Below are 26380 nucleotides of genomic sequence, written 5' to 3'. Positions count from 1 at the left end.
CGGCCTTCTGCAACACGCAGCCTTGTCGGTGGTCGCGGGAGCTACTTGCTGACCCGAACTTGTCGAACTCCCCTGGGTACAGCCCGATGCGGCTGCCGCGAAACGACGCCTGGGACTGCCGGCTCCGAGGCGAGAAGAGGCAGCCCTCGGTGGCATGGCGGCCGCCTGCATGGACGATCGCCATGGGTCCACCAGGCGCATCCCTCACGAGGAATGGGCGTTCCGCCCCTGCCGGTCGGATGCCGCAGGCGGCCGGCCCTGCGCGGGGCGGTGCTCTCCTGAAGGCGGGTGGCGGCCCGCAGCGCCGAGGCGAGCGCGGAGACGAGGGCCATGCCGGCGGCGACGCTGAAGACGATGGTGAGCCCGTGGTGGAAGGGGGCGGAGACCAGTTGCGGAAAGAACTCGTGCCCGATCAGGACCTGGCGGTCGGCCGCGGACAGATGTGAGAGCGTTCCGCTCGATGGCAGGTAGCCGATGATGCCCGGGGCGAGCGGATCGAGTCCGATCCCGCGGAAGATCGCGGGCAGCGAGATGATCACGATGGAGGCGTCCATCGTGGCGATCAGCACGCCGAGCGTGGAGTTGGACAGGGCGATCCACTTGTAGCCGGGGCCATGGCGGCGTCCTTGCGTCGACGAGCGAGGCGCAGGCCGCGGGCGGTGTCGGCGGCACTGCCTCGGGCGCGGTCCGAAGGTCGGTCCCCGGAGCTGGGAGGGGGCGCGCTCACAGCCGCTCGGCCAGCCGGTCGAGAAGGGGAAGGGCAGCGGCGAGCGTGCGTCGTTCCTGCGGACTGAATTCGTCCAGGACGTCCGCGAGGCGCTGTACGGATTCGGTGCGGCGCGCTGCGAGCATGTCCCGCCCGTCATCGGTGATCGTCACGACGGCTCGCCGCCCGTCCGCCGCGTCGGGGGTGCGCCGGACCAGCCCACGCTGTTCCAGTCCGGCGAGCGTGGTTGCCATCGCCTGCGGCCTGACCCGTTCCAGTTCGGCGAGCGCCCCCGGAGAGTCCGGCCCGTCCGCGGCGAGCCGGGCGAGCACTGACATGGCCGAGAGGGACACGTCGCCCACGGCGTGGGCCTGACGCAACCGCCGGGTGATCCTGGCGACGGCGAGGCGCAGAGCGGAGGCAAGCCGGGCGGTGTGCTCCGAAGAGCCGGGGTGGCTGCCGTGTGCGGCCGCGTTTCTCACGTCCACAAGTACTAACAGTAGGTTTATCAGCCTGAACTGTTAAACCAAACGTTAGTAATTACTCTGCGGACACAGCCCGGCGTCAGGCCTCAGGGCGGCAGCCGAACCCAGGGGCGCGCCAGTGGTGCGGGAGGTGCGCTGTGGTCCATGCCGACACCAGGTGATCGAGCTGGTCCGCGCTCCGCCGGAGCGGTCAACGGCTCGACGCCGAGGACACGGCCGTCCGGGCCGCTCGTTCCACCAGCGAGATGCCGTCCTTCATCGACGTGTCGCCGTCCGAGAGGACCGCGACCAGATAGCGGTGTCCGCCCACCATGACCTGTCCGACACTGTTGACGTCCCACAGTCCGGTCGTGTTGCGTTGCAGCCAGCCGTTTTTCAGTGCCCATCCGGAGTCCGCGGCCGCCGATACGCCCCACGCCTGGTCGGCCACGATCCGGGTCATCAGCCTCCGGATGTAGGACCGGGACGCCTCGTTCAACGTTGTGGAGCCCGCGTGCGACGCCGGGCTTGTGCCGAACACCGCGCGCAGCAACCGTATCTGGTCACTCGCCGTCGTCCGCGTAAGTCCCCACCTGGGGCCGGGGCCGCCCTTGGTCGAGGTCAGGCCCAGCCGCTTGTTCGCCGCCTCCAGCCCCGGCCCCTGGCCGATCCGCCGCCACAGGGCGTTCGCCGACGCGTTGTCGCTGCGCTGGATCATCGCCTCCGCCTGGGCGCGCTCCTGCGCGGTGAGGGGCCGTCCCGCGTCCTGCGCCTGGAGCAGAACCGCCGCGAGGATGTCGACCTTGACGATGCTCGCCGTGTCGTAGGGGGTGTCGTCTCCGTACACCGTGGGCTCACGGCCCGTGCTGTCCATGTCGAGCACCGCGGCCGTCAGGCGTGCCTTGCCCGGCGGCTGCACCGGCGCGAGGGACCCGGCCGGGACGTCGCCCCGCCCCGACGACGTGGCCGCGGCAGCCGGTGCGGCGCCGAGCGTTCCGAGGGAGGAGAGGGCCGTCACCGATGCCAGGAGTACACCGACACCGGCGATGGCGCGCCGGCCACGGCGCTTCTCCGCGGTTTCCCGGTGCGGCAGGGGGAACGGTCGGTACGGCATGGTGAGCAGGCCTCGGCAGGTCGATGGAAGGGGACACGTAACTGCGAACGTAGACAAAAGACCCGCACCATGAGGTGACCGCCGTCACAACAGGCCGCTTTCCGGCCCGCATTGTGGGGAGAACCACAGACCGGGGTGTGGGCGCCGCCACAACGACCCCCGGGGGGCTGACGGCGCCGAGCGAAGCCGGGGTCGGAGTGGTCAACCGGTTCTGCGCGCGTGGTGCAGCTCGGCTACGACTGCTGCCATCAGTTCGGGGTCCAGAACGGAGGCGTCGGCGAGACGGGTCGAGGCGGTCAGGGAGTTGAGCAGCGTCTTGGTGACGCGTAGGGCTGCGGGCGGACGCCGGACGATGGGCTTGGCCCAGGCGGTGACGGCCGCGTCGAGTTCCTGAGCCGGCACGGTCTTCTGCAGGATGGACAGGGACTGGGCCTCTTGGGCGGTGAAGGCGCGGCCGGTGAGGATGAGTTCGCGGACGCGGGCGGCGCCGGCCTCGCTGATCAGGCGGGGCAGGAGGCCGCCCCATGCGGTGGGCAGCCCGAGGGCGAGTTCGGGCAGGCGGAAGGTCGCGTCCTCGGCTCCGACCCGCAGATCGCAGGCGAGCGCCAGGGCGAGACCGGCTCCGACGGCTTTGCCGTGAATGCGGGCGATCGTGACGGCGGGGTTCGAGGTGAGGGCATCGCACACGCGTCGGGCCTTGGTCCCGGACATGCGGATGCCGCTGCCGGTGGGGTCGTGGGCGAGATGCTGGGCGAACTCGCCGCGGTCTCCGCCGAGGCAGAAGTCGTCGCCGGCCCCGGTGAGCACGACGACCTGGACCGACGCATCCTGGTCGGCGAGGACCGCCAACAGGTCGTCCAGCATCGCGTCGGTGACGGTGTTGCCCTGCTCGGGGACGTTCAGCTCGATGGTGAGGACGGGACCCTGCCGGTGGATGCGCAGGGTCTTGAGTATCCGGTCATCCCCAAAGGCTGTGCGGGGCAGGGCAGTCATGTCGTCACTTTCAGGGAGGTTACGCGTCGGAAGACCATACGGTTGGCGTAGGTGGGGGGTGCGGCCGGTCGCAGGGTGCTGAAGCGTTGCAGCAGCTGGGCGAGCAGCAGGCGGGCTTCCAGGCGGGCGAGGGCGGCTCCGAGGCAGTAGTGGGCGCCGCCACCGAAGGTGAGATGGCTGCCGTTGCGGCGGATGTCGAAGACGTGAGGGTTCTCGTTGCGGCGGGGGTCGTGGTTCGCGGCGCCGTAGAGGACGTGGACGGTGGTGTCCTTGGCAATGGGTACGCCGGCGAGGACGGTGTCGTCGGCGGCGATGCGGGAGTTGAGGTGGATGGGCGGGTCGTAGCGCAGAACTTCGTCGATCGCGTCGTCGAGGTGCTCGGGGTGCCGGCGCAGCCAGTTGGCCCGGGCGGGGTCCTGCGTCAGGAACCACACGGCGTTGGTCAGCAGCGTCGCGGTGGTCTCCAGGGAGGCGATGGTGATGAACATCGTCAGGTCGTACAGCACCTGGTCCGCGGCCGCGCGGTCGTTGGGGTACTGGGCGTCCCAGTGGTGGATCCAGCCGGTGAGGACATCGTTGCCAGGGTGTGTGCGCCGGTGGTGGATGAGGGTGGTGAAGAAGGCCCTCATCTCGAGGGTGGCCTGGGCCGATATCGCCAGCTCGCTCTTGGTGGGCAGCAGTTCCTGGGCGTGGACCTGACGGTGGGTGAAGTCCAGGATGTGCGGGTAGTGCTCGGCCGGTATGGCGAGCCAGTGGCCGACGGTGTGGATCGGGAGCTGTTCGCTGACGGTGGTGACGAAGTCGGCCTCGCCCTGTGTGCGCAGCTGTTCGTCGAGGCCGTCCAGGAGCCGGGAGACGTGAGCGGCGACCTGGGGCCGCATGGCGTCTAGCGTGCTGCGGCCGAAGAGGTTGCCCAGGGCGCGTCGCTGACAGGTGTGAGTGGGCGCGTTGAGACGGGAGAGAGTTCGCGTCATCTCACGCGTGGCAGGGGCCTGCCAGCGCTCCATGTCGGGCTGGCGCTCTTGCCAGGCGAAGTCCGGCACCAGCCAGTTCCTGCCGCGCAGGACCTGGCTGCATGTCTCGAATCCGGTGACGAAGAAGCCGCCCCACGGGGCGGGCACCACATCCCCCAGTGCTCGTAGCTCCTCCCAGACAGGGATGGGGTTGGCTTGTCCCTCCGGGGAACGCAGCCGACGGAGGAGGGAGATGACAGCTCGGCGGTATGTGGTGGTGCCATGTATGACGCCAACGGCGGTCACGCAAAGCTCCTTTTGGCTGGGCGCTAACCGTTACCGCCGGAATCTACCCTTCCTCTCCCCTCCGTCATGCGCCTCTGTGTGTTGCTCCTGTCACATGCCGTGCATCAGACACGGAAAATGTCCAAGAAGCTGCTCCAGAAGCCCTTCTTCCTGGCCGGCTCCTGGCGCGTGGTGGCGACCGGGGCCACGTGCTGCGGCTGCTCCGCCGAGACAGGGACGGTCCGGTTCTGCAGGGCGGAGGCCATGCGCGTCGCCGGTGTCGGGCTGAAGGCCACGGGCAGAGCGACCAGTGCCCGGTGGAACGGTCCGGGCCGCCACTGCAGGTCTGTCTCGGGCACCGCCAGCCTCATGTCGGGCAGCGCGTTGAGGATTTTCTCGATCGCGGTGGTCGCGATGACCTGCGCCGGGTCCTTGGCCGGGCATGCGTGCGGACCTGCCCCCCACGCCAGGTGGGCGCCCTTGCTGTGCGTCCGGCGGGCTTCGGCCAGCACGGGATCGCTGTTGGCCGCGGCGAAACTGATGACGACCGGCGTGTTGGCCTCTGCCACCACTCCCCCGAGATCGACATCCTGGACCGGGTAGTGGGTGGCGTAGTTGGCGATGGGTGTCTGGTTCCACAGCACATGATCGAGCGCCTCCTCGATCAGCATTCCGGCGTGGCGGCCACTCGTGCCGGGCGAGAGCAGCAGGAGCAGGGCGTTGCCGATCAGGTTGCGTTCGGGTTCGACGCCGGCGCCCATCAACATGACCAGCTGGTCCTTGAGTTCCTCGTCGGTCAGCCCTGCGGGGTGCTGGATCAACCAGGACGTGACGTCGTCGCCGGGCTGGCGGCGCTTGAGGGCGATCAACTCCATGAGGCAGGCGGTGAGTTCCTCGTTGGCGCGCAGGGCGTCCTTGCCGTCGAAGATCGCCGACATGGAGCTGGTGAGGGTGTCACCGATGTCCGCGGGGCAGCCGAACAGCTTGTTGAACAGCAGCAGCGGCAGCAGCTTGGCGTAGTCGTTGAGCAGGTCGGCGCGGCCTCGCTCACTGAACTGGTCGATGAGGTAGTCGGCGATCGGCTCGACGTCGCGGCGGATCCGGGCGATGTTGAGCTTGGCGAGGCTGTCCGTGACGGCCTTGCGCAGCCGCAGGTGCACAGCTCCGTCGGTGAACAGGCAGTTGGGCCGGTAGGCCATCATCGGCAGTACCGGGCTGTCCATGCTGATGCGCCCCTCGTTGAGAGCCTTCCAGCGGCGGGCGTCCCGGGCGAACAGCGTGGAGTTCTGCAGCACGCGCAGTGCCATCTCGTGTCCGACCACCAGGGTGGCCTCGACGCCGGGTGCCAGTTCGACCGGCCCGGCGGGACCGTGGGCGCGCAACCGGTCGTAGACCTGCTGGGGGTCGGCGGCGAACGCGGCGTCGTGCATGGGGCATCTGCCGCCCGCGGGGGCGGAGACTGTCTGACGGTCCATGAAGATCCTTCTGCTGGTCCCGGGCCTGATGGTCCGGGCGTGTTGGCGTATCAGGCGGCGCGGTCGAGCAGGTGACGCACCAGCGCGATCAGCGCCCGGGCGGAGGACTGCCGGTCGCGGGCGTCGCAGTAGACGACGGGGGTGTCCGGGAGCAGGTCGAGCGCCTCACGCACCTCTGCCTCCTCGTACACCTTGTCCGGCTCGAAGCTGTTGACCGCGATGGCGTACTCAAGGCCGTACCTCTCGACGAGGTCGATGACAGGGAACGTCTCTTCCAGCCGGGCGGGATCGACCAGAAGCAGCGCCCCCAGCGCGCCGCGGGCCATGTCCTCCCACAGCTGCATGAAACGCTGCTGCCCCGGTGTGCCGAACAGGTACAGCACGAGTTCGTCGCTCAACGTCAGACGGCCGAAGTCCAGGGCCACGGTGGTGGTGGTCTTGTCCGCCACGCCCCTGAGGTCGTCCACGTGGAGCGACGCCTGCGTCATCTTCTCCTCGGTGCGCAGCGGGGTGATCTCCGACAGCGAGCCGATGAACGTCGTCTTGCCCACGGCGAAATGCCCGACAACCAGGATCTTGGCAGCGTTGGTCACCGCGCTGGAGACGTAGATGGATCCATTGGCCGTCTCAGCCGATGAGGGATTGGAGTCCATTCAGAACCTTCTCGAGGGTCGCTCTGTCAACGTTCTGCGCCCGGGGCGGTTCGGCGCGGCGCAGGAGGTGCCCCTGCTCGAATAAATCGGTCAGCAGCAGCCGGGCCACCCCCACCGGCAGTCCCAGGTGGCCGGCCACTTCGGCGACCGACAGGTAGCCTCCCGCGCACAGGTTCCAGATCGCCTTGACCTCGGGACTGGCCCCGAGCGGAAGGGTCCGCTCGGGAGCCAGGGTGACCAGGGTGTGCAGGGCCAGCTCATCGGAGGCCGGCAGGCTCCGGCCGCCGGTGATGACGTAGGAGCGGACGAAACCGCTGGTGACGGAGGCTTCCTCGCCGTGCGCCGTCATGCGCCGACACCATTGTCCGAGCGCGGCGCCACACTCATCGCCTTGCTCAGGGCAGCCACCGTCTTCTGCATACGGAACGACATGGCCTCCATGTCGACGTCCAGAGCGGCCGAGACGGCCAAGTAGGCGCCCTGACCGGCGGCGATCAGGAAGATCCAGCCACCGTCGTACTCCAGCAGCGTCTGCTTCCAGATTCCGTGCCCTGACCCGACGAAGCCGGCGACAGCACGGCTCAGTGACTGCATCGAGCTCATCGCGGCGGCGTTCGTCTCCGCGTCGTCCCGCGAGATGTCGTCCGAACGCTGCAGCAGCAGGCCGTCGCCCGAGACGAGGATCGCGTGGCGGGCTCCGCGCACCTCGAGCACGTCGTTCAGCACCCACGACAGGTCGGTGTTCACTGGTTGTCAGATCCTTCCGTGGTGTTCGTGGTCCGCCCAAGCTGTGTTCCGCGCGCGAACGCCCCGAGGCGCGACGCCGTGACCTCGCTGTCCGGCTCGGACGTCCCGTCCTGCTCGGCAGTGGGGGTGTCGGGGACCGGGACCACCGCGACGGGGCCCGAGCGCCGCCGGCGTTTGGGCAGCCCCCCCGACGTCGTCCCCACCACGTGCGAGGGGCCCACGACCGGGACCGGTGCCAGCCGCTGGGGGGCGGGCTCCTGCTCTGCGGCATCGTGGACATCGGCTACACGCGCAGGACCATCAGCCGCGAGGAGACTTTCGGGCACACGAATCACTGCACGCACTCCGCCGTAGGGGGACACCGAGCCGACGGAGACGGCGAAGCCGTAGCGAGCGGCGAGCATGCCGCACACGGCGAAACCGAATCGGGGCGGATCGCCGAGACCGGTGATGTCGACCGGGCCGTCGGCGGACAGCAGAGCTGCCGCCCGGTCCTTGGTCTCCTGGTCCATGCCCAGCCCGGCATCGTCAACGATGAAGCACACGCCTGCGGGAACGGCCTGGATGTTGACCTCGACCGGGGTTCCGGGAGCGCTGTAGTTCGTCGCGTTGTCCAAAAGCTCCGCCAGGACAACCGCCACCGGTTCGACGGCCTTGCTGGAGATGGAGACGTTGACCTGCGAGTGGACGCTGACCCGATTGAAGTCCTTGATCCTGCCCTGGGCGCTGCGGGCCACGTCGTAGACGGTCGCAGCACCCTCGCGCCGCCCCAGCCACCCGCCGCACAGCACCGAAATACCCTTGGCGCGGCGGCTGAACTGGCTGCCGGTGTGGTCGACGGACATCAGGTCGGCCAGGACGTCCGTGTCGTCACCGTACTTCTTCTGCAGGCTGTCCAGGAGTACCTGCTGCTCCTCGGCGAGAGACTGCAGCGTTCCCATCGCGGACTTCAGCACTGCCTTGGTGGCCGACTCCGCATCCGCCCGTACGTCGGCAAGGTCACGCTGATGCTGCGCACTCAGCGAGGCGATCTGAGCATGCAGCTGACCGAGCTCGCCGCGGGCCTCGCCCAGTCCTGTCTCCAGGTCTTTCTTCGTTCTTCGGAGCGCCATATTGGTTCTCCGCGCCCGCATCACTGCGACAACCGCAGCGACGAGCACCACAAGCAAGATCCACAGCAGCGGATCCTGAATCAATGACGTCATGAGACTCTCTTCAAGTCGCATTGCATCGGGAGCGTGAGCAGCCACCGGTCCGCGCGGAGCGTCCAGCTACCGCACGGCCGCGGACCTACAGGCGGACCAACTTCACTCCTTAGCGATGGGGCCGTCGAGACTGTCCCCCCGTGCGCGTTCATGACACGCCGTCAGCCTACTGAAACGTGGGATGATCTTATCAGTTGCATATGCTCAACGAGCTTGCCCCAGACCCCAATTGCGGACCATCACGAGATCCGCACACCGATCCTTGCAGCACGTGCAGCGACAGCGGAAGAGGGTCCCGCCGGATGATTCAGGCGCGCCGACCCGGCGCCGGCCGCGGAAGCCGAACCCCACGACTCCGGCATCTTGAGTCGACATGAAGCCCTGGCGAACCGCCTGTGCCGGCCATACGTGGCGGGTCCCAGGAACGGCGCGCCGCGCCCTGCCCGCCACGAGCACGGCGGCACCGCGCGCCGCCGGCCGGTAGTCGGTCACGTCGTTCCCCTGCTCTCTCGGCAGCTCTCCACGAAGGCCGCCGGTGCGAGCGCTGATCCAGCTCCCGTGACTTCTCCCGCAGCCGTGAGGCCATGCTCCACCTTTCGGCGGGGCGGACATCCCTGTGAGGGCCGACACCTGCATGTCCTCGAGCGGGCCTCCGGGAGTGGCGCCGAGCATTGCGGGTCGTCACGGTTGCGTGAATTGCCTGCTGGCCACGCTGAGGGCAGCCCCAACTGCCCCCCATCACGCGGTTTCAGGCGCCTGCAACCCCGTCGCGCGGTTCCGGCCGACGCTCGCCGTGGTGTGACCCCGACCGGCCCCTCGACCGGCCCTCTCCGCCGTGGTGTCGAGTCGCCGACCGCCGCCCGTCCGGGCGCCTTGGATCCGGTCCTGAGAGGCCGCAGGGGTGCGTGCGCGGCGTGACCGTCCGCTCCCCCGTATTAGACGCTGAGTCAAATTACTGAACCGTAACCTTCCAGCTGCTACCGCCGGTAACAGCCAGGTCGGTACGGTCCCGGCAGGCAACTCCCCACAGCGGCGCGAGCGAGCTCGTAGGACGACGACCGTGCGACCTCACGCTGCCGAGCCTCCGCGCCCGGGCGGCATTTGTCCGCCCCGCACGGAGGCCCTTTCTCCTGCCAGCCGCATCTCAGGAGGTTCCCCATGCCTGCGCGCGGACGTCTGCTCGCCGCGGCCGTCGCCACTGTCGCCTGTGTCAGCGCACAAGCCCTGCCGGCCGCTGCCGCCACAGGGTCGGACACCGTGGTCTCCCGTGGTGTCACCATTCCCGCGTTCTACGACCCGCCCGCCACACTGCCTGCCGCCAACGGCGCCCTGATCCGCAGCGAACCGCTTCCGCTGGCCCTCAGCCTGCCCGGCATCCCCGGACCGCTGCCGGGCCGAGCCACCCGTTTGATGTACAAGTCGACCGACTCCAATGGTCAGCCGGTCGCCGTCACCGGCGCCTACATCGAACCGTCGGCCTCGTGGAAGGGCGGCGTACCGCGCCCGTTGGTCGCCGTGGCACCCGGCACGATGGGCCAGGGCGACCAGTGCGCCGCTTCCCTGGGCCTTGAGCACCCGCTCGTGCTCAACGGTCAGACGGTGTCCGTCGGCTACGAGGACCTGTCGATCTACCGGCTCCTGGCCGAAGGCGCCGCAGTCGTGGTCACCGACTACGTCGGCCTCGGCACAACAGACCGGCTGCACACCTACGTCAACCGTGTCGACGAATCCCACGCCGTCCTCGACGCGATCCGCGCCGCTCGTGCCCTCACCGGAGCCTCCGTCACTTCGGCCTCGCGGGTGGGCCTGTTCGGCTACAGCCAGGGCGGCGGTGCGACCGCGGCCGCCGCCGAGCTCCAGCCCACCTACGCCCCCGACGTCCCCCTCGCCGGTACCTATGCCGGTGCTCCGCCCGCCGACCTGACCGAGGTCACCAAAGCCATTGACGGCAGTGACCTGGCCGGTGCCCTGGGCTGGTCCCTCAATGGCTTCCTGCAGTCCGACCCGGACCTCGGGCCCATCGCCGACGCGCATCTCAACGCCGCAGGCAAGGCCGCACTGGCCGACCTGTCGACCATGTGTGTGGGCGACGCTCTGTTCAAGTACGGCTCTGCGCAGAGCACGACGTGGACGAGCGACGGGCAGTCCGTCAGCGACATCATCCGCTCCACGCCCGAGCTCCAGGCCTTTCTCGACAGCCAGCGCATCGGCAGACTGAAGCCGGCCGGCTCGGTCCGTGTGGCCACCGGAATCAACGACAATCTCGTCCCCCACGCGCAGGCCCGCCAACTCGCCGTCGACTGGTGCCGGAAGGGGGCCGACATCACCTACAAGCCCGTCGCCCTACCCGATGTCGGCGACGGCCTGATCAACCACTTCGGCCCGTTGCTCACCGACCAGGGCAACGCCATCTCCTGGCTGATCGACCGCCTCTCCGACAAGCCCGCCGCCTCCAACTGCTGGACCATGCCCGCCCAGCCCTGACCTGCCTCCTGCGTGCCGCGGGGGCGAGCACCGCCCCAGCCGGCAAGTGCTCGGTGCGCACCGGAAGACCCCGCCCCGTCCGAGGGCGGGGTCTTGTCGAGCACCGGGCCGGCCTTGCACCCGCATGTCCTCGAACGCGGCTGCGCACGCCGGGAGTGGTCCGTCGTGGACTGAAACGGCCCGTCGATCGCTGTGGGACCGGGGCACCCGATCACGACAGCCCGCCCAGAAGGCACCGTTTGAATGATCAAATCAGCGAGGGGTTAGCATATGAGCGCTGCCTAGCTCGAAAGATAGATCTGTGACTGTCAACGACGACTCGTTCACCAACTGGAAGAACCGCGAGGAGATCGCGGAGTCGATGATCCCCATCATCGGGAAGCTGCACCGGGAGCGGGACGTCACGGTCCTGCTTCACAGCCGCTCCCTGGTGAACAAGTCGGTGGTCAGTATTCTCAAGACCCACCGATTCGCCCGGCAGATCGCCGGTGAGGAGCTCTCGGTCACCGAGACGCTGCCGTTCCTGCAGGCTCTCACCACTCTCGATCTCGGCCCCTCCCAGATCGACATCGGCATGCTCGCCGCGACGTACAAGACCGACGACCGCGGTCTCTCCGTCAAGGACTTCACCGCCGAGGCCGTCGCCGGCGCCACGGGTGCCAACAAGATCGAGCGCCGGGAACCGCGCGACGTCGTCCTCTACGGCTTCGGCCGCATCGGCCGCCTCCTCGCCCGCCTGCTCATCGAGAAGACCGGCTCCGGCAACGGCCTGCGGCTGCGCGCCATCGTCGTCCGCAACGGCGGCGGCCAGGACATCGTCAAGCGCGCCTCGCTCCTGCGCCGCGACTCCATCCACGGCCAGTTCCAGGGCACCATCACCGTCGACGAGGCGAACAGCACGATCGTCGCCAACGGCAACGCGATCAAGGTGATCTACTCCGACGACCCGACGTCGGTGGACTACACGGCGTACGGCATCAAGGACGCCATCCTCATCGACAACACCGGCAAGTGGCGCGACCGCGAGGGCCTGTCCAAGCACCTCCGCCCCGGCATCGCCAAGGTCGTCCTGACCGCGCCGGGCAAGGGCGACGTCCCCAACATCGTCCACGGCGTCAACCACGACATGATCAAGCCGGACGAGCAGATCCTGTCCTGCGCGTCCTGCACCACCAATGCGATCGTCCCGCCGCTGAAGGCGATGGCGGACGAGTACGGCGTCCTGCGCGGCCACGTGGAGACGGTCCACTCGTTCACCAACGACCAGAACCTTCTGGACAATTACCACAACTCGGACCGTCGTGGTCGTTCGGCGCCGCTCAACATGGTCATCACCGAGACCGGTGCCGCCTCCGCCGTGGCCAAGGCGCTGCCCGACCTCAAGGCGAAGATCACCGGCAGCTCGATCCGCGTCCCGGTGCCGGACGTCTCGATCGCGATCCTGAACCTGCAGCTCGCGCGGGAGACAACGCGCGAAGAGGTCCTCGACTACCTCCGGAACGTGTCGCTGACCTCGCCGCTCAAGCGCCAGATCGACTTCATCAGTGCCCCCGACGCGGTCTCGAGCGACTTCATCGGCTCGCGCCACGCCTCGATCGTCGACGCGGGCGCCACCAAGGTCGAGGGTGACAACGCGATTCTCTACCTGTGGTACGACAACGAGTTCGGCTACTCCTGCCAGGTCGTCCGCGTCGTCCAGCACGTCTCCGGGGTGGAGTACCCGACCTACCCGGCCCCAGCGGTCTGAAGCCAGGACCTGCGGTTCTGCCTCGTCGGCGGGCCGAGAGTCACCACCGGCCCAGCACCGTAACCGGAGCGGGCCGAGCGTCGTGGCCGACGGCAGGGCAGCGACTCCCCCGGGTTGCTGCCCTGCCGCACTCGTCGAAGGCCTGGGCCGGAGTGGGGCAGAGCATGGCTGGGGCCGACGTCATCGGTCTGCGGGTCGGGACGATCCACTGTGGTGGAGCCGGTGGCGGCCGTTGAGGGGTGGGCCGTGATGTGCGGCCGGTGGCGGTGATGCGGGGCGAAGCGTTCGATGGCCAGGAGGGCGGCGTCGTCGGCGGGTTCCTCACCGATGTGGGACAGCAGGTCATCGTGTACGTGGCGCACCAGGGCTTCGGGGCCGGACGCGGAAAAGGAGGCGACCCGCTCGGCGAGCGGATAGAAGTCTCCCGCCGGCGAGCGGGCTTCGACGACGCCGTCGGTGTAGAGCAGAAGGATGTCGCCGGGCTCGAAGGTGAAGGGGTCGGCGCGGTGGCCCGAGGGGGGCAGTTCGCACATGCCCAAGGGGGGTACGGGGCTGCGCGAGTGCAGGACCGTGACCTGATGATCGTGCAGCAGCAGGGGCGGGGGATGGCCGCAGTTGACCATCCGGACCTGTGAGCCGTGGTCGGGGATGTCGAGGAGGAGGGCGGTGATGAAGTGCTCGCCCGGGTCGTGCTCGGTGTCGGCCACCTCTTCCAGGTCCCGGCAGACGCTTTCCTCCAAAGCCGCCACGAGCTCGGGCAGGGTGGCACATCGGTGAACGCCCTCACGGAACGCGCCCAGCACCATTGATGCCTCGCCTATGGCAGCCAGGCCCTTGCCCCGGACGTCGCCGATGATCACGCGGGTGCTGGGATGGGCGGCGCGGGCGATCGCGAACAGGTCGCCTCCGATCTGGGTCTCGTCCTCGGCGGCCAGATACAGCCAGGCCACCCGCAACGGCCCGATCCGGCGGGGCGGAGGCCGCAGCAGGACCCGCTGTGCCGTTTCAGCCACCGATCGTGCTCGGGTCAGCTCCTGGCCGCGCCGCTCCCGCACATGGCAGACGAAGACGACCAAGGCGGAGAGCACGGTCAAGGCGGTGATCTGTGCCAGGTGGTTGGTCGTGGTAAGCCCGCCGTGGAGCACGGCGATGAGCACCTGGGCGGCCACGGCCAAGACTCCGACCAGCGCGGTCAGTCGCGGCCCCGCCAAGGATGCGGTCAGGGCGGGTGCGATGACCAGCAAGGGGCCCAGGTGGACGTCGGCCGGAGAACGGATGTCCACCACGGTGATCACTACGATCAGCGCGAGCGGGATCGCCACCCGCCCGCGGCCCGACGGCTGCTCCAGGAGGCGGTCCACCAACAGACGCCGCACACCCATACCCTCCGGTTTCCCCTGTTTCCCTGGTGCATACTTCCCGGGTTCCCTGGTGCATACTTCCCGGGATCGTCGACCGACGAGGCCCAAGCGGTCGGCCTCGGCCGCGATCGGGGTCCAGGGAGTGCGGAGGTTGTCGCCGCGGGTGCGGACCCGGTCGGTCAGAGTCTTGTCGGAGGGGTGCGCCCGGCCTCGGTGCACAGCACCACCGTGGCGTATCCGCACCACCATGGCGTTGCAATGGGCGGGACGGGGCGCGCCGCGTCGGCCCCGGGGCGCGCAACTGCCCGACCGCCTCCGGCGGCAAGGTCGTCGCCGTCGACACCCCGGACACGGCCCGTACGCGGGGCGCCGGCCCCATCGCTGCGATCTTTCTGTGCACCAAGGGAGCCACAAGGATCGCCAGGTCCCGGACCACTGCGGCCCGGCCGGCGTGCGCCGAGTCGCGCCGTCAGGCCCTCGCCGGCGCGGCCGGTTCAGGGAAGGTGACGCCGGTCAGGTCCTCGGAGACGGCCCACAGGCGCCGGGCGGAGTCCGGGTCACTGGCCGCCGCCGAGCGGCCCACCAGGGTCGGCGCGCCGCGCATCTCGGCCAGGCCGTCGGGGCCGACGTAGCTCGCGCCGGGCAGGTCTTGGACGGCTGCGTACAGGGTGGGCAGCGCACCGGCTCGACTGTCCTGTGCCATGAGACGGTTGCCCACCCGCATGAAGGCGCGTCGCAGGGCGCTGGCATCGTGTCCCTGGAGGTTGGTGGCGGCCCAGCCGGGATGCGCGGCCACGGCGCGCAGGCGCGAGCCCGTTTCGGCGAGCCGTCGCTGGAGCTCGAGCGTGAAGAGCAGGTTGGCCAGCTTGGACTGGCTGTACGCCTTCATAGGGGCGTACTTACCGGTCAGGTTGAGATTGTCGTAGTGGATGCGAGGGGTGCCCGGCATCCGGTGCGCGCAGGACGACACGGTCACCACGCGGTCGGTGATGTGCGGCAGCAGTAGGTTGGTCAGGGCGAAATGGCCCAGGTGATTGGTGCCGAACTGCATCTCGAAGCCGTCTTTGGTTGCGGCCTCCGGGATGTTCATGACGCCGGCATTGTTGATGAGCAGGTCCAGATCGCCGTGCCAGCCGGCGGCGAACGCACGCACGGAGGCGAGGTCGGCCAGGTCGAGCCGGCGCACCTCCACGCTCCCCCGTACGGTCGCGGCCGCGGCCTCGCCGCGCTTCAAGTCCCGTACGGCGAGGACCACATGGGCGCCCGCGCCGGCCAGCGCCTCCACGGTGGCGATGCCGAGCCCGCTGTTGGCGCCGGTCACTACGACGGTGCGGCCGGTCTGATCAGGCATGTCGGTGACGTTCCACTTACTGGGTGTAGTAGCCATGCTCCCAACGTAGGCGCTGCCAACATTGCTGTCAATGACAACAATGGTGGCGGTGTCCACAATGTAGGCAGCGATTACATGCGCGGTAGAATGACGGCCATGCAGACCCGCCCTCGCCGTTACCACCACGGAGACCTCCGCGCCGCACTGCTGACCCGCGCCGAGCAGACACTCCGGGAAAAGGGGCCCGCCGCCCTGTCACTGCGCGAACTCGCCCGCGACATCGGCGTCAGCCACGCCGCGCCGAGCCGCCACTTCAAGGACAAGCAGGCCTTGCTGGACGCGCTGGCACTGAACGGCTTCGAGCGGCTCGGCGAGCTCATGACGGAGTGCCAGGCACGGGTCGGCGAGTCCTTCGCCGAGCGGCTGGACGCCATGGCCCGCGCCTACGTGGGCTTCGCCACGGCCAACGCGGCGCTGCTCGACCTCATGTACTCCGTCAAGCACAACCCGGAGGCATCGCAGGAACTGCGCTCGGCCGCCCAGCGCTGGTCCGAGCAGATCGTCCAACTGATCGGCGAGGGCCAGCGCCGGGGCGAGGTGCGCCAGGGGCCGGTGGAACGCGTCGGCCTTCCGGTCTTCACGACCCTGCACGGCTACGCCAGCCTGGCGGCCAGCGGCATGCTGCCACCGGAGGCGACCGAGCACGGACTGGACGACGTGATCGCGAGCATCCTGCGCGGGTGTGCGCCGGAACCGGCAAGCTCGTGAACAAGCTGGTCGAGGCCGCCAGGAACAGCTCGATGCGGGCTGAGAAGTCGTTCCGTGCGGACTGTCACGCGCTGTGTCCATGGGGCGGGTGCTAGCACCGCCCCCGTACCCACACCATCGCAGACAGGTCTGACAGTGAGGATGTAGGTGGCATCGCTCGGAGGTCTGACTCTGGGTCTGACCGACGCTTGGGCTGTCTTGGCGTTGAATCGTCGGTCTGCCGGGCGGTGCCGCTGTGCGCGTGGCCGGTCCCGCAACGCCATGGTCTGCGCCGCCTGGCCGTACCCGCCGCGGCAGGCGCCGGTCCGGATCACCGACCGGGGGCCGTCGAACATCCTGCTCGTGCAGAACGAACACGATGTCGCCACCCCGCTGAGCGGCGCCCTGAAACTCCGCGCCGCCCTTGGCTCGCGTGCGGTCATGGTGACGCTGAACTCCACCGGCCACGGCGCCTACCTGGCCAACGGAAACGCATGCGGCGACAGCACGGTCTCCCACTTCCTTGCGACCGGCGAACGACCCCACCGCGACACCTACTGCGACTAGACCAAGGTGTCTTGGTATCGCCTTCACGCCAGATCGGTGCGGGGGGCGATGGTCCAGTGGTTGCTTCGCAGAACCCGGTCCGCGAACGTCACGTTGCGTTCCGCGACGAGCCGGAATCCGAGAGAGCGGCAGATGCCGTTCGATGCTCCGTTGCTCGTTGCCGGGAAGGCGTGCACGACTCCCCAGCGGTCTTCGTCCCTGGCCTGTTCGAGCAGGGCGCGGACGGCGCGCTTGCCCACTCCCCGTCCCTGGAATTCAGGCAGGACCATCCATCCGATCTCGGAGATGGGCCCCGTGCCGATGTCGTGGGACCAGATGGTCACGATCCCTGCCACCACATCAGGGACCTCCGCATCGGGAACGATCATCTTGATCCACGCGTGATCTGCTGCCGCTTCATCGGCGTCTCGCTGGACTTTGTCCTTCATTCCTTCGCGGGGAAGGGGTCCGCCGAGGTCTGCCATCATCACGGGATCGCAGCGCATCCTGATGTAGGCGTCGACGTCGTCCGGTGTGACGTTCCGCAACTGCACTGGGTCCTCCTTGCTTCGCCGGGACGCTACATCAGCCGAGATGCCGGACAGACTACAGAGGCATCAGGGAACCAGCGGGTTCTGAGCATGGACGCCAAGCCGTCATCGCCGGACTCACGTTTTCCCACAATGCCGGCGTCGTCGACGGCCACACCCGTAGAGTCGAGTTCCTGAAGAGGAGCGAGGGCCCGAACCCTGTCCGGCCTGGGGCCCTCATCCCTGTCAGCCGGCCCGGCCTCCACCACGTCAGCGTGGGGTGGCCGCCATCAGCTTCGCGAATGCGGCCATGCACAGCGAGCAGTGACCTGCCCGTTGCGCGCGGGACGCCTCGAGGCGTTCAGCGAGCCTCTGCCCGCACAGGGTGGCACTCGTTTGCTTGGCCATCACGTGCCACACCAACGCTTCACCCGATTTCTCCGGGCCTACGCACATCTCGTACATGACCGGCCTCCCAGAGGTGGACGCCTTTCTCACCCCAGGAGAGCTCACGCAAGCGTCAACGGCGAAACGGGCGCAGGCCATTCGGGTGACCGCCACGGAATTGCCGTAGTCCGTCAGCCTACGGCTGCCCACCTCTCAGCGTGCCAGCCGCTGCCGGCCGCCGTAGGCTGACGGAGGCACCCCGCAGTCGCGGCTGCCCTCCCAGCGGATACCGATGCGGATGGCGCCGCCCGGCCCGCGCTCGGACAGACGCAAGACCTACGGCGGTCCTGATGCCGCCACCCGGACCACCTGGACTCCCTCAGCCACTTCTTCGGCGCGTACGCCGAGGCAGTGCCCTCCTGGCCGATCCGTAAGGCCACTCTGCTCGCAGGTGCACATCGCTCAAGGGGTTCTGTCACCGGTGGCATCCGAGCATCCGAACGGTCCGGGCATCCGGCAGTGGGAGGAGCGCACCAAGATCCCTGCCGGTCGGCAGGAGTAGCCGGGCCAGAGCTTGACCCCGGCCGCCGGAATCGGTTCGGGAAGTCCGGCCCCCGGGCTCAGTCGTACGGGACTGGGGTGCCACCCTGGAGCCCATGCGAAAAGGCAGTGGGATGGGGGCGGCGGCCGCGGTGGCGGCGGCCTGCGGTGCGTTGGCGATGTCCCTGGCGGCGTGCGGCGGTTCGGGCCACGGGGCCGCCGCCGGCTTCGGCGGGCAGGCAGACCACGTGCCGCCGCGGAAGCGGGACCTGAAGCGGATACCTGACATCGGCGACCGGCTGTGGCGACGTGTACCGGCCGACTCCCGCCAGGTGGTCGCCGTCTACGGCGCGGGCCGCAACTCCCCCGACTCGACCGTCGTGTTCTTCACCAAGCACGGCTCCATCTGGCAGCAGACGCGTTCCTGGGCGGCGCACAACGGCAGGAACGGCTGGACGACGGACCATCACGAGGGCGACCAGCGCAGCCCGGTGGGGTTGTTCACTCTGAGCGACGCAGGCGGCGTGCTCGACGATCCCGGAGCCAAGCTGCCGTACACCAAGTCCGCATCGTTCCAGGCCCCCCACTACTGGAGCAAGGCGTCCTGGCACGACTTCGACTACGTCATCGCCATCGACTACAACCGCGTCAAGGGCACTCCGCCCAATGACCCGACCCGGCCGCAGGGGCAGTCCAAGGGCGGCAGCATCTGGCTGCACATGGACCACGGCAGCGGCACGTCGGCGTGCGTGACCCTGTCCAAGACCGCGATGCAATACCTGCTGCGCACTCTCGACCCCAAGCAGCACCCGGTCGTGGTGATGGGAGACAGGGCGGAGCTGAAGGCCTGACAGCGGACCGCAGAGGACCGACAGCGCATCGGAAAGAAAAGCGACACCTCACAGGGCGAGGACGAGGGCGAGAACGGCTGTTCCGGCGTGACGGACCAGGGCACGGCGCCGGCCGTCGAGAGCGGGCGGCATCAGGCCGAGGATTCGGACGCGGCGCGGCGCCTGACCGAACAGGCTGTTTCGGTCGGCCTTCACGGCGGCTTCCTTCAGCGCCCAGGCGGCGATCAGGAGATCGGGCCGCTCCGTCACGACCGGCCGTTCCTCGGGGGTGAGAACGTGATCCGCGGCCCGGCGCACCGCGGCAACCGAGGCTGTCTCGCACAGGTCCACTCCGACCGAGTCGGGTGCCAGGGCCGCGGCGACGTGACGGGCGGTGTGGCTGATGGAGACGTTCCACTCGGACACCGGGCTGCCTGCGACGAACACCCGGGGGCTGGCGTCGTCACGTGGGAGGATCTCCACCTCGGTCGGCGGCGCGGCGGTCACGTCGGCCACCAGGCGCTTGGCGAGCAGCCGGCCGGCCCCCCACTCGGCCTGCCGCCAGGGCGGCAGAGTGTGGAAGAGGCGCCGTTCGGCCGGGGAGAGCGCCGGCAGCGGTGAGAAGGACGGCGCCTGGTCGAGGACATCGCGCCGGGCCACCACGAGGGTGGCTCCGGCCCATCGGTGGATGCGGCCCGGCTCGATCGCGGGGAACACCTCGATCGCGGGGAACACAGGGAGCGCGGGGAGCGCGGGGAACACGGCGTGCATGACAGGTGCCGGTCAGGCGGCGGGGGCGACGCCGAGGTGCCGCAGCTGCTGATCCAGTGCGGCCACGGCGTACCGGATCTGGTCGGGCGTGTGCTCGCAGCTGACGAGGAACCGCAGCCGGGCCAGCTCCTCGGGGACGGCCGGGTACAGGATCGGGTTGACGCTGATGCCCTGCTGGAAGAGTGCCTGCGCCAGCCGCAGGGTCTTCGCCGACTCCCTGCAGGGGACGACCGGTGTGCCGAGGCTGTCCCCGGTGTCGATGCCCGCCCGGCGTGCCAGGCGCACGAAGAGCGCGGAGTTCTCCCGCAGCCGCACCAGGCGCTGCGGCTCGGCCCGCATGATCCGCAGCGCGGTCGGCCCGCTCGTCGAACGGGCGGCACACGCCGGGCGGCCGGGACGGCGGCGGGCGGGCCGGCATCGCGCCGGCGAAGGGACGCGGCGCCCACCAGTTCAGGCCGCCGGCCAGCCGCATCAGCGCCGGCACCAGGACACCGCGCACGAGGGTCGCGTCCAGCAGGACCCCGAAGCCCGCGCCGATCCCGAAGAACTGCAGCAGGGCCACCTGGGAGGTGCCAAAGCTCAGGAGGGTGAACGCCAGCAGGGCACCGGCGGTGGTGACGATGCCGCCGGTACGGGCGATACCGATCACGATGGAGTCGGCCGTGCCGTGCCCGGCGTCGTGCGCCTCCTTGATGCGGGCCAGGACGAAGACCTCGTAGTCGACGGAGAGCCCGAAGACGATGCAGAACAGCAGCACCGGCATGGTCGTGCTGAGCGGTCCGGGCGTGAAACCGAGCAGGCCTTTGAGGTGTCCGGTCTGGAAGATCCACACCATGGCTCCGCGAACCGCCGCCAGGCTCAGACCGTTCAGCAGGATCGCCTTCAGCGGCAGCAGCAGGCTGCGCGAGAAGCGGAACAGCAGTACGAACGTGGTGACAGTGATCATGGCCAGGGCCAGCGGCAGCCGCTTTCCGACCGTGTCCTTGGCGTCGACCGGCGCCGCGCTCGGTCCGCCGACGTGGATGTCGGTGCCCGCGGGCGTGGGAGTTGCGCGGATGGCGCGCACGAGCCGCTGGGCGGCGTCCGCATGCGGATCGACCGACGGCACCACCGAAAGGATCGCCGGAGCGCCGGCGCCCGACGGCGCTTGGCCGCCCGCCGCCGCCACCGGCTTGCCCTCCCGCCACACTCCCGACGGGCCCACGACTTCGGCCACTCCGGGCAGGGCGGACAGCCCGGGCGCGTAGTCGAGCGCGACCTGGGGCGTGGCGCTGGTGGTGAAGACCGTCAGGGCGCCGGCGCTCCTCGCGTCGAACTCGCTGCGCATCAGGTCCCCGGCTTGCCGGCTGTACGCGCTCGGCGGCAGCGTCCGGTCGTCGCAGGTGGCGAAACCGGCGTGCGTGAACGGTGCCGCGAGCGCCACCAGCAGGCCCATCACCGGCAGCGCGGCGAGCACCGGCCGGCGCACGACGACTCGCGCCAGCCGCTCCCAGAACCGCGACTCGGACCCGGCCTGGACCCGGCGGCGCCACGGCACTGGCCACGCGTTCACACGTCGGCCCAGCAGCGCTGGCAGTACCGTCGTGGCCGACACCGCCGCAAGAGCCACCACGGCGATGCCGGCGTACGCGAACGAGCGCAGGAAATACGGCGGGAAGACGAGCAGCGTCGCCAGCGCCGCACACACCGTCGCGGCGCTGAAGAAGATCGTGTGGCCCGCGGTGCGCGCCGTGCGCCGGGCGGCATCTTGCGGCGAGTGTCCCTGGGTGAGTTCCTCCCGGAACCTGGAGACGACCAGGAGTCCGTAGTCGATGCCCAGGCCGAGGCCGAGCGCGGTGGTCAGGTTCAGCGCGAACACCGACACATCGGTGACACTGCCCAGAAGGCTCAACGTCAGCAGCGTCCCGCCGATCGCCAGGACGCCGATCAGCAGGGGGAGGGCCGCGGCCACCACACTGCCGAACACCAACACCAGCAACACCAGGGTGCCGGGCAGCACGACCGCCTCGGACCGCCTGAGGTCGCCGGCGGCAATGTCCTGCATCTCGGCGTCGGCCAGCGCCATCCCGCCCACGTGCACCGTCAGCGCGGAGCTTTCGCCCGCCGACGGCCGTGCGGACAGCGCCTCGCGCACCCGTTGGGCGCGGGGACCGAGCTTGTCCCCCTCACCGTCCACGTGCGCCAGCAGCAGGGCCGAGCGGCCGTCCCTGACTTCCGCGAGTTGGCCCACCGCTTTGAACTGCTCGCCCCGCGTGAGCGCACATGGGCGAGGCGCCCCAAGTCAGCTCATGAGCCCGGCAGCAACCGTCGCTCCCAGCTCCCAGCACGCCTCGATGTCGGCCTTGCCCGGCTCACCGGTCACCGTCACCGGCTCGGCCGCCGGCCGCCAGCCCAGGCCCGTCGTGATCGACTCAATGCCCCGCACGGCTCCCGTGACGTCGTTGCCGCCGTGCACGTAGAAGCCGAAGGGCCGGCCGCGCGTCGCGTCCAGGCAGGGATAGTAGACCTGGTCGAAGAAGTGCTTCAGAGCGCCGGACATGTAGCCGAGATTCGCCGGAGTGCCCAGCACGTATCCGTCGGCTTCCAGGACGTCGGAGGCCGTGGCGGACAACGCCGCCCGCCGCACCACCCGCACCCCCTCAATCTCCGGCGCCGACGCGCCCGAGACCACCGCTTCGAACAACGCCTGACAGTTCGGCGACGGAGTGTGATGCACGATCAGCAACATAGGCACGCCCCCCACCCTGCCCGGACACCCGCACCGGCCGCAACCAGGTCTCAACCGGCTGGCCTGCATGTACTGTCCGAACTTCGGTCTCGGGCCGTCCGCGAAGCGCGCGCCGCACACGGCTTGCTGCCCATGCGGTCCCATCGCCGCCAAGCAGCCGAGCGGCGTGCGCGCCCAGTTCGTTGGGAGGCGGCGTGCCTCAGGCATCACCCTCGTTCGTGTCTCAGCAGACGTATGGTCATTGCCAACTGCCCATCGGCCTTTTGCCCCTTGAACAGCGGGTGACCACCTGACCATCAGCTCCCCGTGCCATCGCTACTCCTGCGAGAAGCCGCCCATTGCCGCCGGCACCTCCGTCGGGACAGTGACTGCCGACCCCGCCGAACTCCGCATCGACGCCTTCACCTGGAGCCGCTCACGGTCCCGGTGAGCACCGCGGTGACCGTCACCGTCGCGTAGGGCATCGTGAAGCTTCCCCCCATCGCGTCGATGGCGGCCCCGACGCCCTCCCGGACCTCCGCCAGCTTGTCCGACGGGAGCCGGGTGAAGGCGCCCTGGGTGGGCATCTGGTCCAGCCAGGCGTCCCGGGTGTAGGTCCACTCCCAGTCATATCGCCACTGCTCCGGTTCGCTGAAGCAGTGCGCCTCCCGGATCCCGTCGGCGGCCTTGGTGAGCAGCCCCTGGTATCCGACCGGCGCGCCCTTCGCCATCACCTGGAGATCGAACGGCGCGTCGGGCATCACGTCCGCGCACAACTGTTCGGACCGTCCCGGAGTGCGACGCATTCGGCGACGCGGAACGCGCCGACCCGCCGGGCCGTCACTCGTGGCCGCGGTATCAACGGCACCGGCATCAACAGGGAGAACAGCCCCCTCCGCCCGGACATGCCGACCCATCCCGATCCGGGCACGGAAGAGCCGCGGCTCACAAGAAAACCCCACCCCTGTTGAGGGGTGGGGTTCACATTCGAGCGCCGGGCAGGCCTTGCACCTGCATCTCCCCGCAGGAAGCGGGGCGTCTTTCCTTGGACCACCAACGCACGGCCGAACGCCAGGAGTTCCGGCGATCCGCTCAAGATCCAGTGTAGCGCACGTCCACCGCTCGGCAACCGGCCCCTGCAGGAGCCCTTCGTGAAGGCCTACGACACGCCAGAGCCGACACCTTTCGTATCGTCAGGATTGCCTCCCCATGAGCAGCGTTTTGCCGACCGCTCCTGTCGCGCGGGATCGTGGGGAGAGAAGGGTCTGACGGCCCGGTAACGAGGCGATCACGTTGCAGCAAGAGGGACTGCGCAGACTGCCGGCATGACCGACATCGTGGCCGGAACGCCGGCCGACAACAGCACCCCGAGCCTTATCGAGCAGCTCGGCGGGGAAGCGGCCGTCGAAGCCGTAGTGGACGTCTTCTACGCCAAGGTGCTCGCCGATCCTGACCTGGAGCCGTACTTCGCCGGGGTCGACATCGACCGCCTCAAAGGGCATCAGCGGCGCTTCGTCGGACAGGCGCTCGGGGCCACCCGTCCCTACAGTGGCCGTTCCATGCACAAGGCCCACGCACACCTGTCGGTGACCGAGGGGGCCTTCTCCCGTGTGGTGGAGCACCTGGCCGCCTCGCTCTCCGAGGTGGGCGTGGACGAAGCGACGATCGGCGCCGTCGCGGAGAAGCTGCTTCCGCTGAAACAGGACATCGTCACCGCTTGAGCCGGATGCCCGGTTCCGGTCCGGTCGCGGAACGCACACTCTGGAGCGAACGCGGCGATGCTCTGGTCAGGGACCGACAGCAGGCGCGCGCGCATCGCTGTCGGCCATCCCCTCGCCGTCGCGCGGCCCGCGGCCACGCCACCGTCCGGTTCCTGAGCAGCTCCCCCACGCCGCGGCGTGCTGCGCTCGACAGGACGACGCGACGGCCGTCGGGCCCACCGGCTGGAGCCGGCTCGGTGCCGCCCCGGGACGTCGTCGGCCCGGCGCATGTCCCAAGAACACGAAAAATCCGTCGCCGACATCATCGGACGCGCCGCTCCAGTGCTCGCACATACCGTGGCAAAACGTGTGTTATTCAGTCATGCACACACATACGCGGCGCACCTTGCTCAGTGCCTCGATCATGGCCGCCGGTTCGGGAGTCCTGGCCGCCTGTTCCGGTTCCGGCTCCCACTCGGGGTCCGGCTCGCACCCGGGATCCGCGCCGGGCTCGGGATTCGCGCCGGGCACCGGGGCCGTCAGCCACAGCCACCGCCGCTTCGTTCCCCAGGGGCCCAAGGGGTACGTGAACCCGTCCGATCCCGAGGTGGTGGCCGCCGAGAAGAGGCGCGGGTCCGGACCGGTGCGCAGGTTCAAGTTCACCGCCACCGAGACCTCGCTCGACCTGGGCGGACGAACCGTCAGGTCATGGGCGTACGGTGACACACTGCCCGGCAAGGAGGTCCGGGTCACCACAGGGGACATCCTCGATCTCACGCTCGCCAACCACCTGCCCGTGGCAACGACGCTGCACTCGCACGGTGTGCGCATGCGCTGCGACATGGACGGCGTGCCGGGTCTGACCCAGTACGCCATCAACCCCGGCGCGGACTTCACCTACCGCTTCGCCGTGGCCCACCCGGGCACGTACTGGCTGCACTCGCACTCGGGGCTGCAGCTCGACCGCGGTCTGTACGCCCCGCTGATCGTGGAGGATCCCAAGGAGCCATTGTCCTACGACAAGGAGTGGGTCGTCGTCCTGGACGACTGGCTGGACGGCGTGGACGGCTCCACCCCCGACGGCGTGCTCGCGCGGCTGCAAGGTGGCAAGCGTGCCCCGACGGGCATGGACATGGGGGCGGACCCCGGACACGACGGGTCCGGCGGCCATTACATGCCGGGCGGAGGGCACGGGCCGACCTCCGGTACGTCCGGCGGCCCCTCCCGCATCCTGCGGGACTCCCACAGCCGCATCCTGCACAGCGAGGGCGGCAATGTCGCCTACCCCTACTACCTGGTCAATGGCCGTCTCCCCCACGCGCCCTCGGTCTTCCGGGCCCGCCCCGGAGACCGCATCCGGCTGCGAATCATCAACGCCGGAGCCGAAACCGCATTCCGCGTGGCGCTGGGCGGCCACGAGATGACGGTGACGCACACGGACGGCTACCCGGTCGAGCACAAGAAGACGGACGCGCTGCTGATCGGCATGGCCGAACGCTACGACGTGCTCGTCACCGCCAAGGACGGGGTGTTCCCCCTGGTCGCGCTCGCCGAGGGCAAGAAGGCCGGAGCACTGGCCCTGCTGCGCACCGGCAAGGGAAGAGCCGTGCCCGCGCCCGACGTACATCCTGAGGAACTGGACGGGCGGATCGTGCCGACCAGACATCTCGTGCCGCACGAGTCCGTGGCCCTGTGCGACCGCGAGCCGGACCGCGAGATCCGCATCAAACTGACCGGCAGCATGAAGAAGTTCAACTGGGGCTTCGACCACCGGCCCTACTCCGTGGAACACCGCCACCCGGTCCGTGAGGACGAACGGGTCCGGCTCACGCTCATCAACACCACAGACATGTGGCACCCCCTGCACCTGCACGGCCACAGCTTCGCCCTGACTGGTGTCGACGCCGTCGGAACCCGCAAGGACACGGCCGTGGTGCTGCCGCACCGCAAGCTGGTGGTCGACTTCAACGCCGACAACCCCGGCCTGTGGATGCTCCACTGCCACAACCAGTACCACTCCGAATCCGGCATGATGACCATCCTCGGCTACCGCAAGTGACGGCGGCATCGGTTCCAAGTCCCTGACGGTGCTGCGTCCGGTTGTC

At 69.3% G+C, this 26380-nt stretch carries 22 protein-coding genes and 2 pseudogenes; 7 read left to right on the top strand and 17 right to left on the bottom strand.

All coding sequences use genetic code 11. From position 1 onward, the window contains the following. Nucleotides 1-464: 464 nt before the first annotated feature. The 10 genes and pseudogenes from ABZV31_RS29035 to ABZV31_RS28990 all read right to left on the bottom strand — a co-directional run. Nucleotides 465-649, bottom strand: a pseudogene (locus ABZV31_RS29035) (MFS transporter); the annotation flags it as partial. Between the two features lie 74 nt (nt 650-723). Next, complete coding sequence (locus ABZV31_RS29030; protein WP_355899609.1) at nt 724-1194, bottom strand: MarR family transcriptional regulator; 471 nt, start codon at nt 1192-1194, stop codon at nt 724-726. A 187-nt stretch (nt 1195-1381) separates the two neighbouring features. Beyond that, nucleotides 1382-2284 (bottom strand): serine hydrolase, encoded by a 903-nt coding sequence (locus ABZV31_RS29025; RefSeq protein ID WP_355899607.1) that lies wholly within the window; start codon nt 2282-2284, stop codon nt 1382-1384. Between the two features lie 201 nt (nt 2285-2485). Further along, a complete protein-coding gene (locus ABZV31_RS29020; protein ID WP_355899605.1) occupies nt 2486-3277 on the bottom strand; it encodes an enoyl-CoA hydratase/isomerase family protein in 792 nt (263 codons plus the stop codon). Continuing rightward, the gene (locus ABZV31_RS29015; protein WP_355899603.1) at nt 3274-4536 is read right to left on the bottom strand and encodes a cytochrome P450; all 1263 of its coding nucleotides are present in this window, start codon (nt 4534-4536) and stop codon (nt 3274-3276) included. The genes ABZV31_RS29020 and ABZV31_RS29015 overlap by 4 nt, the downstream gene beginning before the upstream one ends. A 104-nt stretch (nt 4537-4640) precedes the next feature. Continuing rightward, nucleotides 4641-5945 carry a cytochrome P450 gene (locus ABZV31_RS29010; RefSeq protein WP_355899678.1) on the bottom strand — a complete coding sequence of 435 codons (1305 nt, stop codon included), beginning with the start codon at nt 5943-5945 and terminating at the stop codon, nt 4641-4643. A gap of 95 nt (nt 5946-6040) precedes the next feature. After that, nucleotides 6041-6643: an ATP/GTP-binding protein gene (locus ABZV31_RS29005; RefSeq protein WP_355899601.1), complete on the bottom strand. Its 603-nt coding sequence runs from the start codon at nt 6641-6643 to the stop codon at nt 6041-6043. Further along, nucleotides 6618-6992: a DUF742 domain-containing protein gene (locus tag ABZV31_RS29000; RefSeq protein ID WP_355899599.1), complete on the bottom strand. Its 375-nt coding sequence runs from the start codon at nt 6990-6992 to the stop codon at nt 6618-6620. The genes ABZV31_RS29005 and ABZV31_RS29000 overlap by 26 nt, the downstream gene beginning before the upstream one ends. After that, nucleotides 6989-7390 carry a roadblock/LC7 domain-containing protein gene (locus ABZV31_RS28995; RefSeq protein ID WP_355899597.1) on the bottom strand — a complete coding sequence of 134 codons (402 nt, stop codon included), beginning with the start codon at nt 7388-7390 and terminating at the stop codon, nt 6989-6991. The genes ABZV31_RS29000 and ABZV31_RS28995 overlap by 4 nt, the downstream gene beginning before the upstream one ends. Further along, nucleotides 7387-8595 (bottom strand): ATP-binding protein, encoded by a 1209-nt coding sequence (locus ABZV31_RS28990; RefSeq protein WP_355899676.1) that lies wholly within the window; start codon nt 8593-8595, stop codon nt 7387-7389. The genes ABZV31_RS28995 and ABZV31_RS28990 overlap by 4 nt, the downstream gene beginning before the upstream one ends. Nucleotides 8596-9753: 1158 nt before the next feature. Between ABZV31_RS28990 and ABZV31_RS28985 the strand changes: the two genes are divergently transcribed. Further along, nucleotides 9754-11079 carry a lipase family protein gene (locus ABZV31_RS28985; RefSeq protein ID WP_355899595.1) on the top strand — a complete coding sequence of 442 codons (1326 nt, stop codon included), beginning with the start codon at nt 9754-9756 and terminating at the stop codon, nt 11077-11079. A gap of 301 nt (nt 11080-11380) precedes the next feature. Next, entirely contained in the window at nt 11381-12826 is a 1446-nt protein-coding gene (locus ABZV31_RS28980; RefSeq protein WP_355899594.1) for a glyceraldehyde-3-phosphate dehydrogenase, read from the top strand. Here the strand turns inward: ABZV31_RS28980 and ABZV31_RS28975 are convergent. Then, nucleotides 12805-14202, bottom strand: coding sequence for a PP2C family protein-serine/threonine phosphatase (locus ABZV31_RS28975; protein ID WP_355899592.1), 1398 nt, complete (start codon nt 14200-14202; stop codon nt 12805-12807). The genes ABZV31_RS28980 and ABZV31_RS28975 overlap by 22 nt on opposite strands. A gap of 454 nt (nt 14203-14656) precedes the next feature. After that, nucleotides 14657-15574, bottom strand: coding sequence for an oxidoreductase (locus tag ABZV31_RS28970; RefSeq protein WP_355899590.1), 918 nt, complete (start codon nt 15572-15574; stop codon nt 14657-14659). A 99-nt stretch (nt 15575-15673) separates the two neighbouring features. Here ABZV31_RS28970 and ABZV31_RS28965 point away from each other — a divergent pair, with 99 nt between their 5' ends. Both ABZV31_RS28965 and ABZV31_RS28960 read left to right on the top strand, forming a co-directional pair. Further along, the gene (locus ABZV31_RS28965) at nt 15674-16285 is read left to right on the top strand and encodes a TetR/AcrR family transcriptional regulator (protein ID WP_355899588.1); all 612 of its coding nucleotides are present in this window, start codon (nt 15674-15676) and stop codon (nt 16283-16285) included. 252 nt (nt 16286-16537) lie between these two features. Beyond that, a pseudogene (locus ABZV31_RS28960) lies at nt 16538-16831 on the top strand (alpha/beta hydrolase); the annotation flags it as partial. Nucleotides 16832-16854: 23 nt separating this feature from the next. Here the strand turns inward: ABZV31_RS28960 and ABZV31_RS28955 are convergent. Next, nucleotides 16855-17364 (bottom strand): GNAT family N-acetyltransferase, encoded by a 510-nt coding sequence (locus ABZV31_RS28955; RefSeq protein ID WP_355899586.1) that lies wholly within the window; start codon nt 17362-17364, stop codon nt 16855-16857. 1019 nt (nt 17365-18383) lie between these two features. On the opposite strand from ABZV31_RS28955, the gene ABZV31_RS28950 reads away from it, so the two are divergent. Continuing rightward, a complete protein-coding gene (locus ABZV31_RS28950; protein WP_355899584.1) occupies nt 18384-19118 on the top strand; it encodes a hypothetical protein in 735 nt (244 codons plus the stop codon). A gap of 48 nt (nt 19119-19166) precedes the next feature. Here ABZV31_RS28950 and ABZV31_RS28945 read toward each other — a convergent pair whose 3' ends face one another. The 4 genes from ABZV31_RS28945 to ABZV31_RS28930 all read right to left on the bottom strand — a co-directional run bounded on the left by ABZV31_RS28945 (nt 19167) and on the right by ABZV31_RS28930 (nt 23336). Continuing rightward, nucleotides 19167-19604, bottom strand: coding sequence for a 4'-phosphopantetheinyl transferase superfamily protein (locus ABZV31_RS28945; protein WP_355899582.1), 438 nt, complete (start codon nt 19602-19604; stop codon nt 19167-19169). After that, on the bottom strand, nt 19561-22098 hold the full coding sequence (locus ABZV31_RS28940) for an MMPL family transporter (protein WP_355899580.1): 2538 nt from the start codon (nt 22096-22098) through the stop codon (nt 19561-19563). The genes ABZV31_RS28945 and ABZV31_RS28940 overlap by 44 nt, the downstream gene beginning before the upstream one ends. Nucleotides 22099-22149: 51 nt before the next feature. Next, complete coding sequence (locus tag ABZV31_RS28935) at nt 22150-22602, bottom strand: NAD(P)H-dependent oxidoreductase (RefSeq protein ID WP_355899578.1); 453 nt, start codon at nt 22600-22602, stop codon at nt 22150-22152. A gap of 395 nt (nt 22603-22997) precedes the next feature. Next, complete coding sequence (locus ABZV31_RS28930; RefSeq protein WP_355899576.1) at nt 22998-23336, bottom strand: hypothetical protein; 339 nt, start codon at nt 23334-23336, stop codon at nt 22998-23000. 564 nt (nt 23337-23900) lie between these two features. Here ABZV31_RS28930 and ABZV31_RS28925 point away from each other — a divergent pair. Next, nucleotides 23901-24296, top strand: coding sequence for a group 1 truncated hemoglobin (locus ABZV31_RS28925; protein WP_355899574.1), 396 nt, complete (start codon nt 23901-23903; stop codon nt 24294-24296). A 361-nt stretch (nt 24297-24657) separates the two neighbouring features. Beyond that, nucleotides 24658-26334: a multicopper oxidase family protein gene (locus tag ABZV31_RS28920; RefSeq protein ID WP_355899573.1), complete on the top strand. Its 1677-nt coding sequence runs from the start codon at nt 24658-24660 to the stop codon at nt 26332-26334. Nucleotides 26335-26380 lie beyond the last annotated feature (46 nt).

It is taken from the genome of Streptomyces sp. NPDC005202, from assembly GCF_040608235.1.
GTDB lineage: Bacteria > Actinomycetota > Actinomycetes > Streptomycetales > Streptomycetaceae > Streptomyces.
Note: the sequence above shows the minus strand (reverse complement) of the source record. Positions and strands in the feature narration are given on the sequence as shown.

Coding starts and splice junctions, on each gene's coding strand:
- ABZV31_RS29025 (WP_355899607.1), bottom strand. CDS start 2,284: ATGCCGTACCGACCGTTCCCCCTGCCGCACCGGGAAACCGCGGAGAAG.
- ABZV31_RS29020 (WP_355899605.1), bottom strand. CDS start 3,277: ATGACTGCCCTGCCCCGCACAGCCTTTGGGGATGACCGGATACTCAAG.
- ABZV31_RS29010 (WP_355899678.1), bottom strand. CDS start 5,945: ATGCACGACGCCGCGTTCGCCGCCGACCCCCAGCAGGTCTACGACCGG.
- ABZV31_RS29005 (WP_355899601.1), bottom strand. CDS start 6,643: ATGGACTCCAATCCCTCATCGGCTGAGACGGCCAATGGATCCATCTAC.
- ABZV31_RS29000 (WP_355899599.1), bottom strand. CDS start 6,992: ATGACGGCGCACGGCGAGGAAGCCTCCGTCACCAGCGGTTTCGTCCGC.
- ABZV31_RS28990 (WP_355899676.1), bottom strand. CDS start 8,595: ATGACGTCATTGATTCAGGATCCGCTGCTGTGGATCTTGCTTGTGGTG.
- ABZV31_RS28985 (WP_355899595.1), top strand. CDS start 9,754: ATGCCTGCGCGCGGACGTCTGCTCGCCGCGGCCGTCGCCACTGTCGCC.
- ABZV31_RS28970 (WP_355899590.1), bottom strand. CDS start 15,574: ATGGCTACTACACCCAGTAAGTGGAACGTCACCGACATGCCTGATCAG.
- ABZV31_RS28965 (WP_355899588.1), top strand. CDS start 15,674: ATGCAGACCCGCCCTCGCCGTTACCACCACGGAGACCTCCGCGCCGCA.
- ABZV31_RS28950 (WP_355899584.1), top strand. CDS start 18,384: ATGCGAAAAGGCAGTGGGATGGGGGCGGCGGCCGCGGTGGCGGCGGCC.
- ABZV31_RS28930 (WP_355899576.1), bottom strand. CDS start 23,336: ATGCCCGACGCGCCGTTCGATCTCCAGGTGATGGCGAAGGGCGCGCCG.
- ABZV31_RS28925 (WP_355899574.1), top strand. CDS start 23,901: ATGACCGACATCGTGGCCGGAACGCCGGCCGACAACAGCACCCCGAGC.
- ABZV31_RS28920 (WP_355899573.1), top strand. CDS start 24,658: ATGCACACACATACGCGGCGCACCTTGCTCAGTGCCTCGATCATGGCC.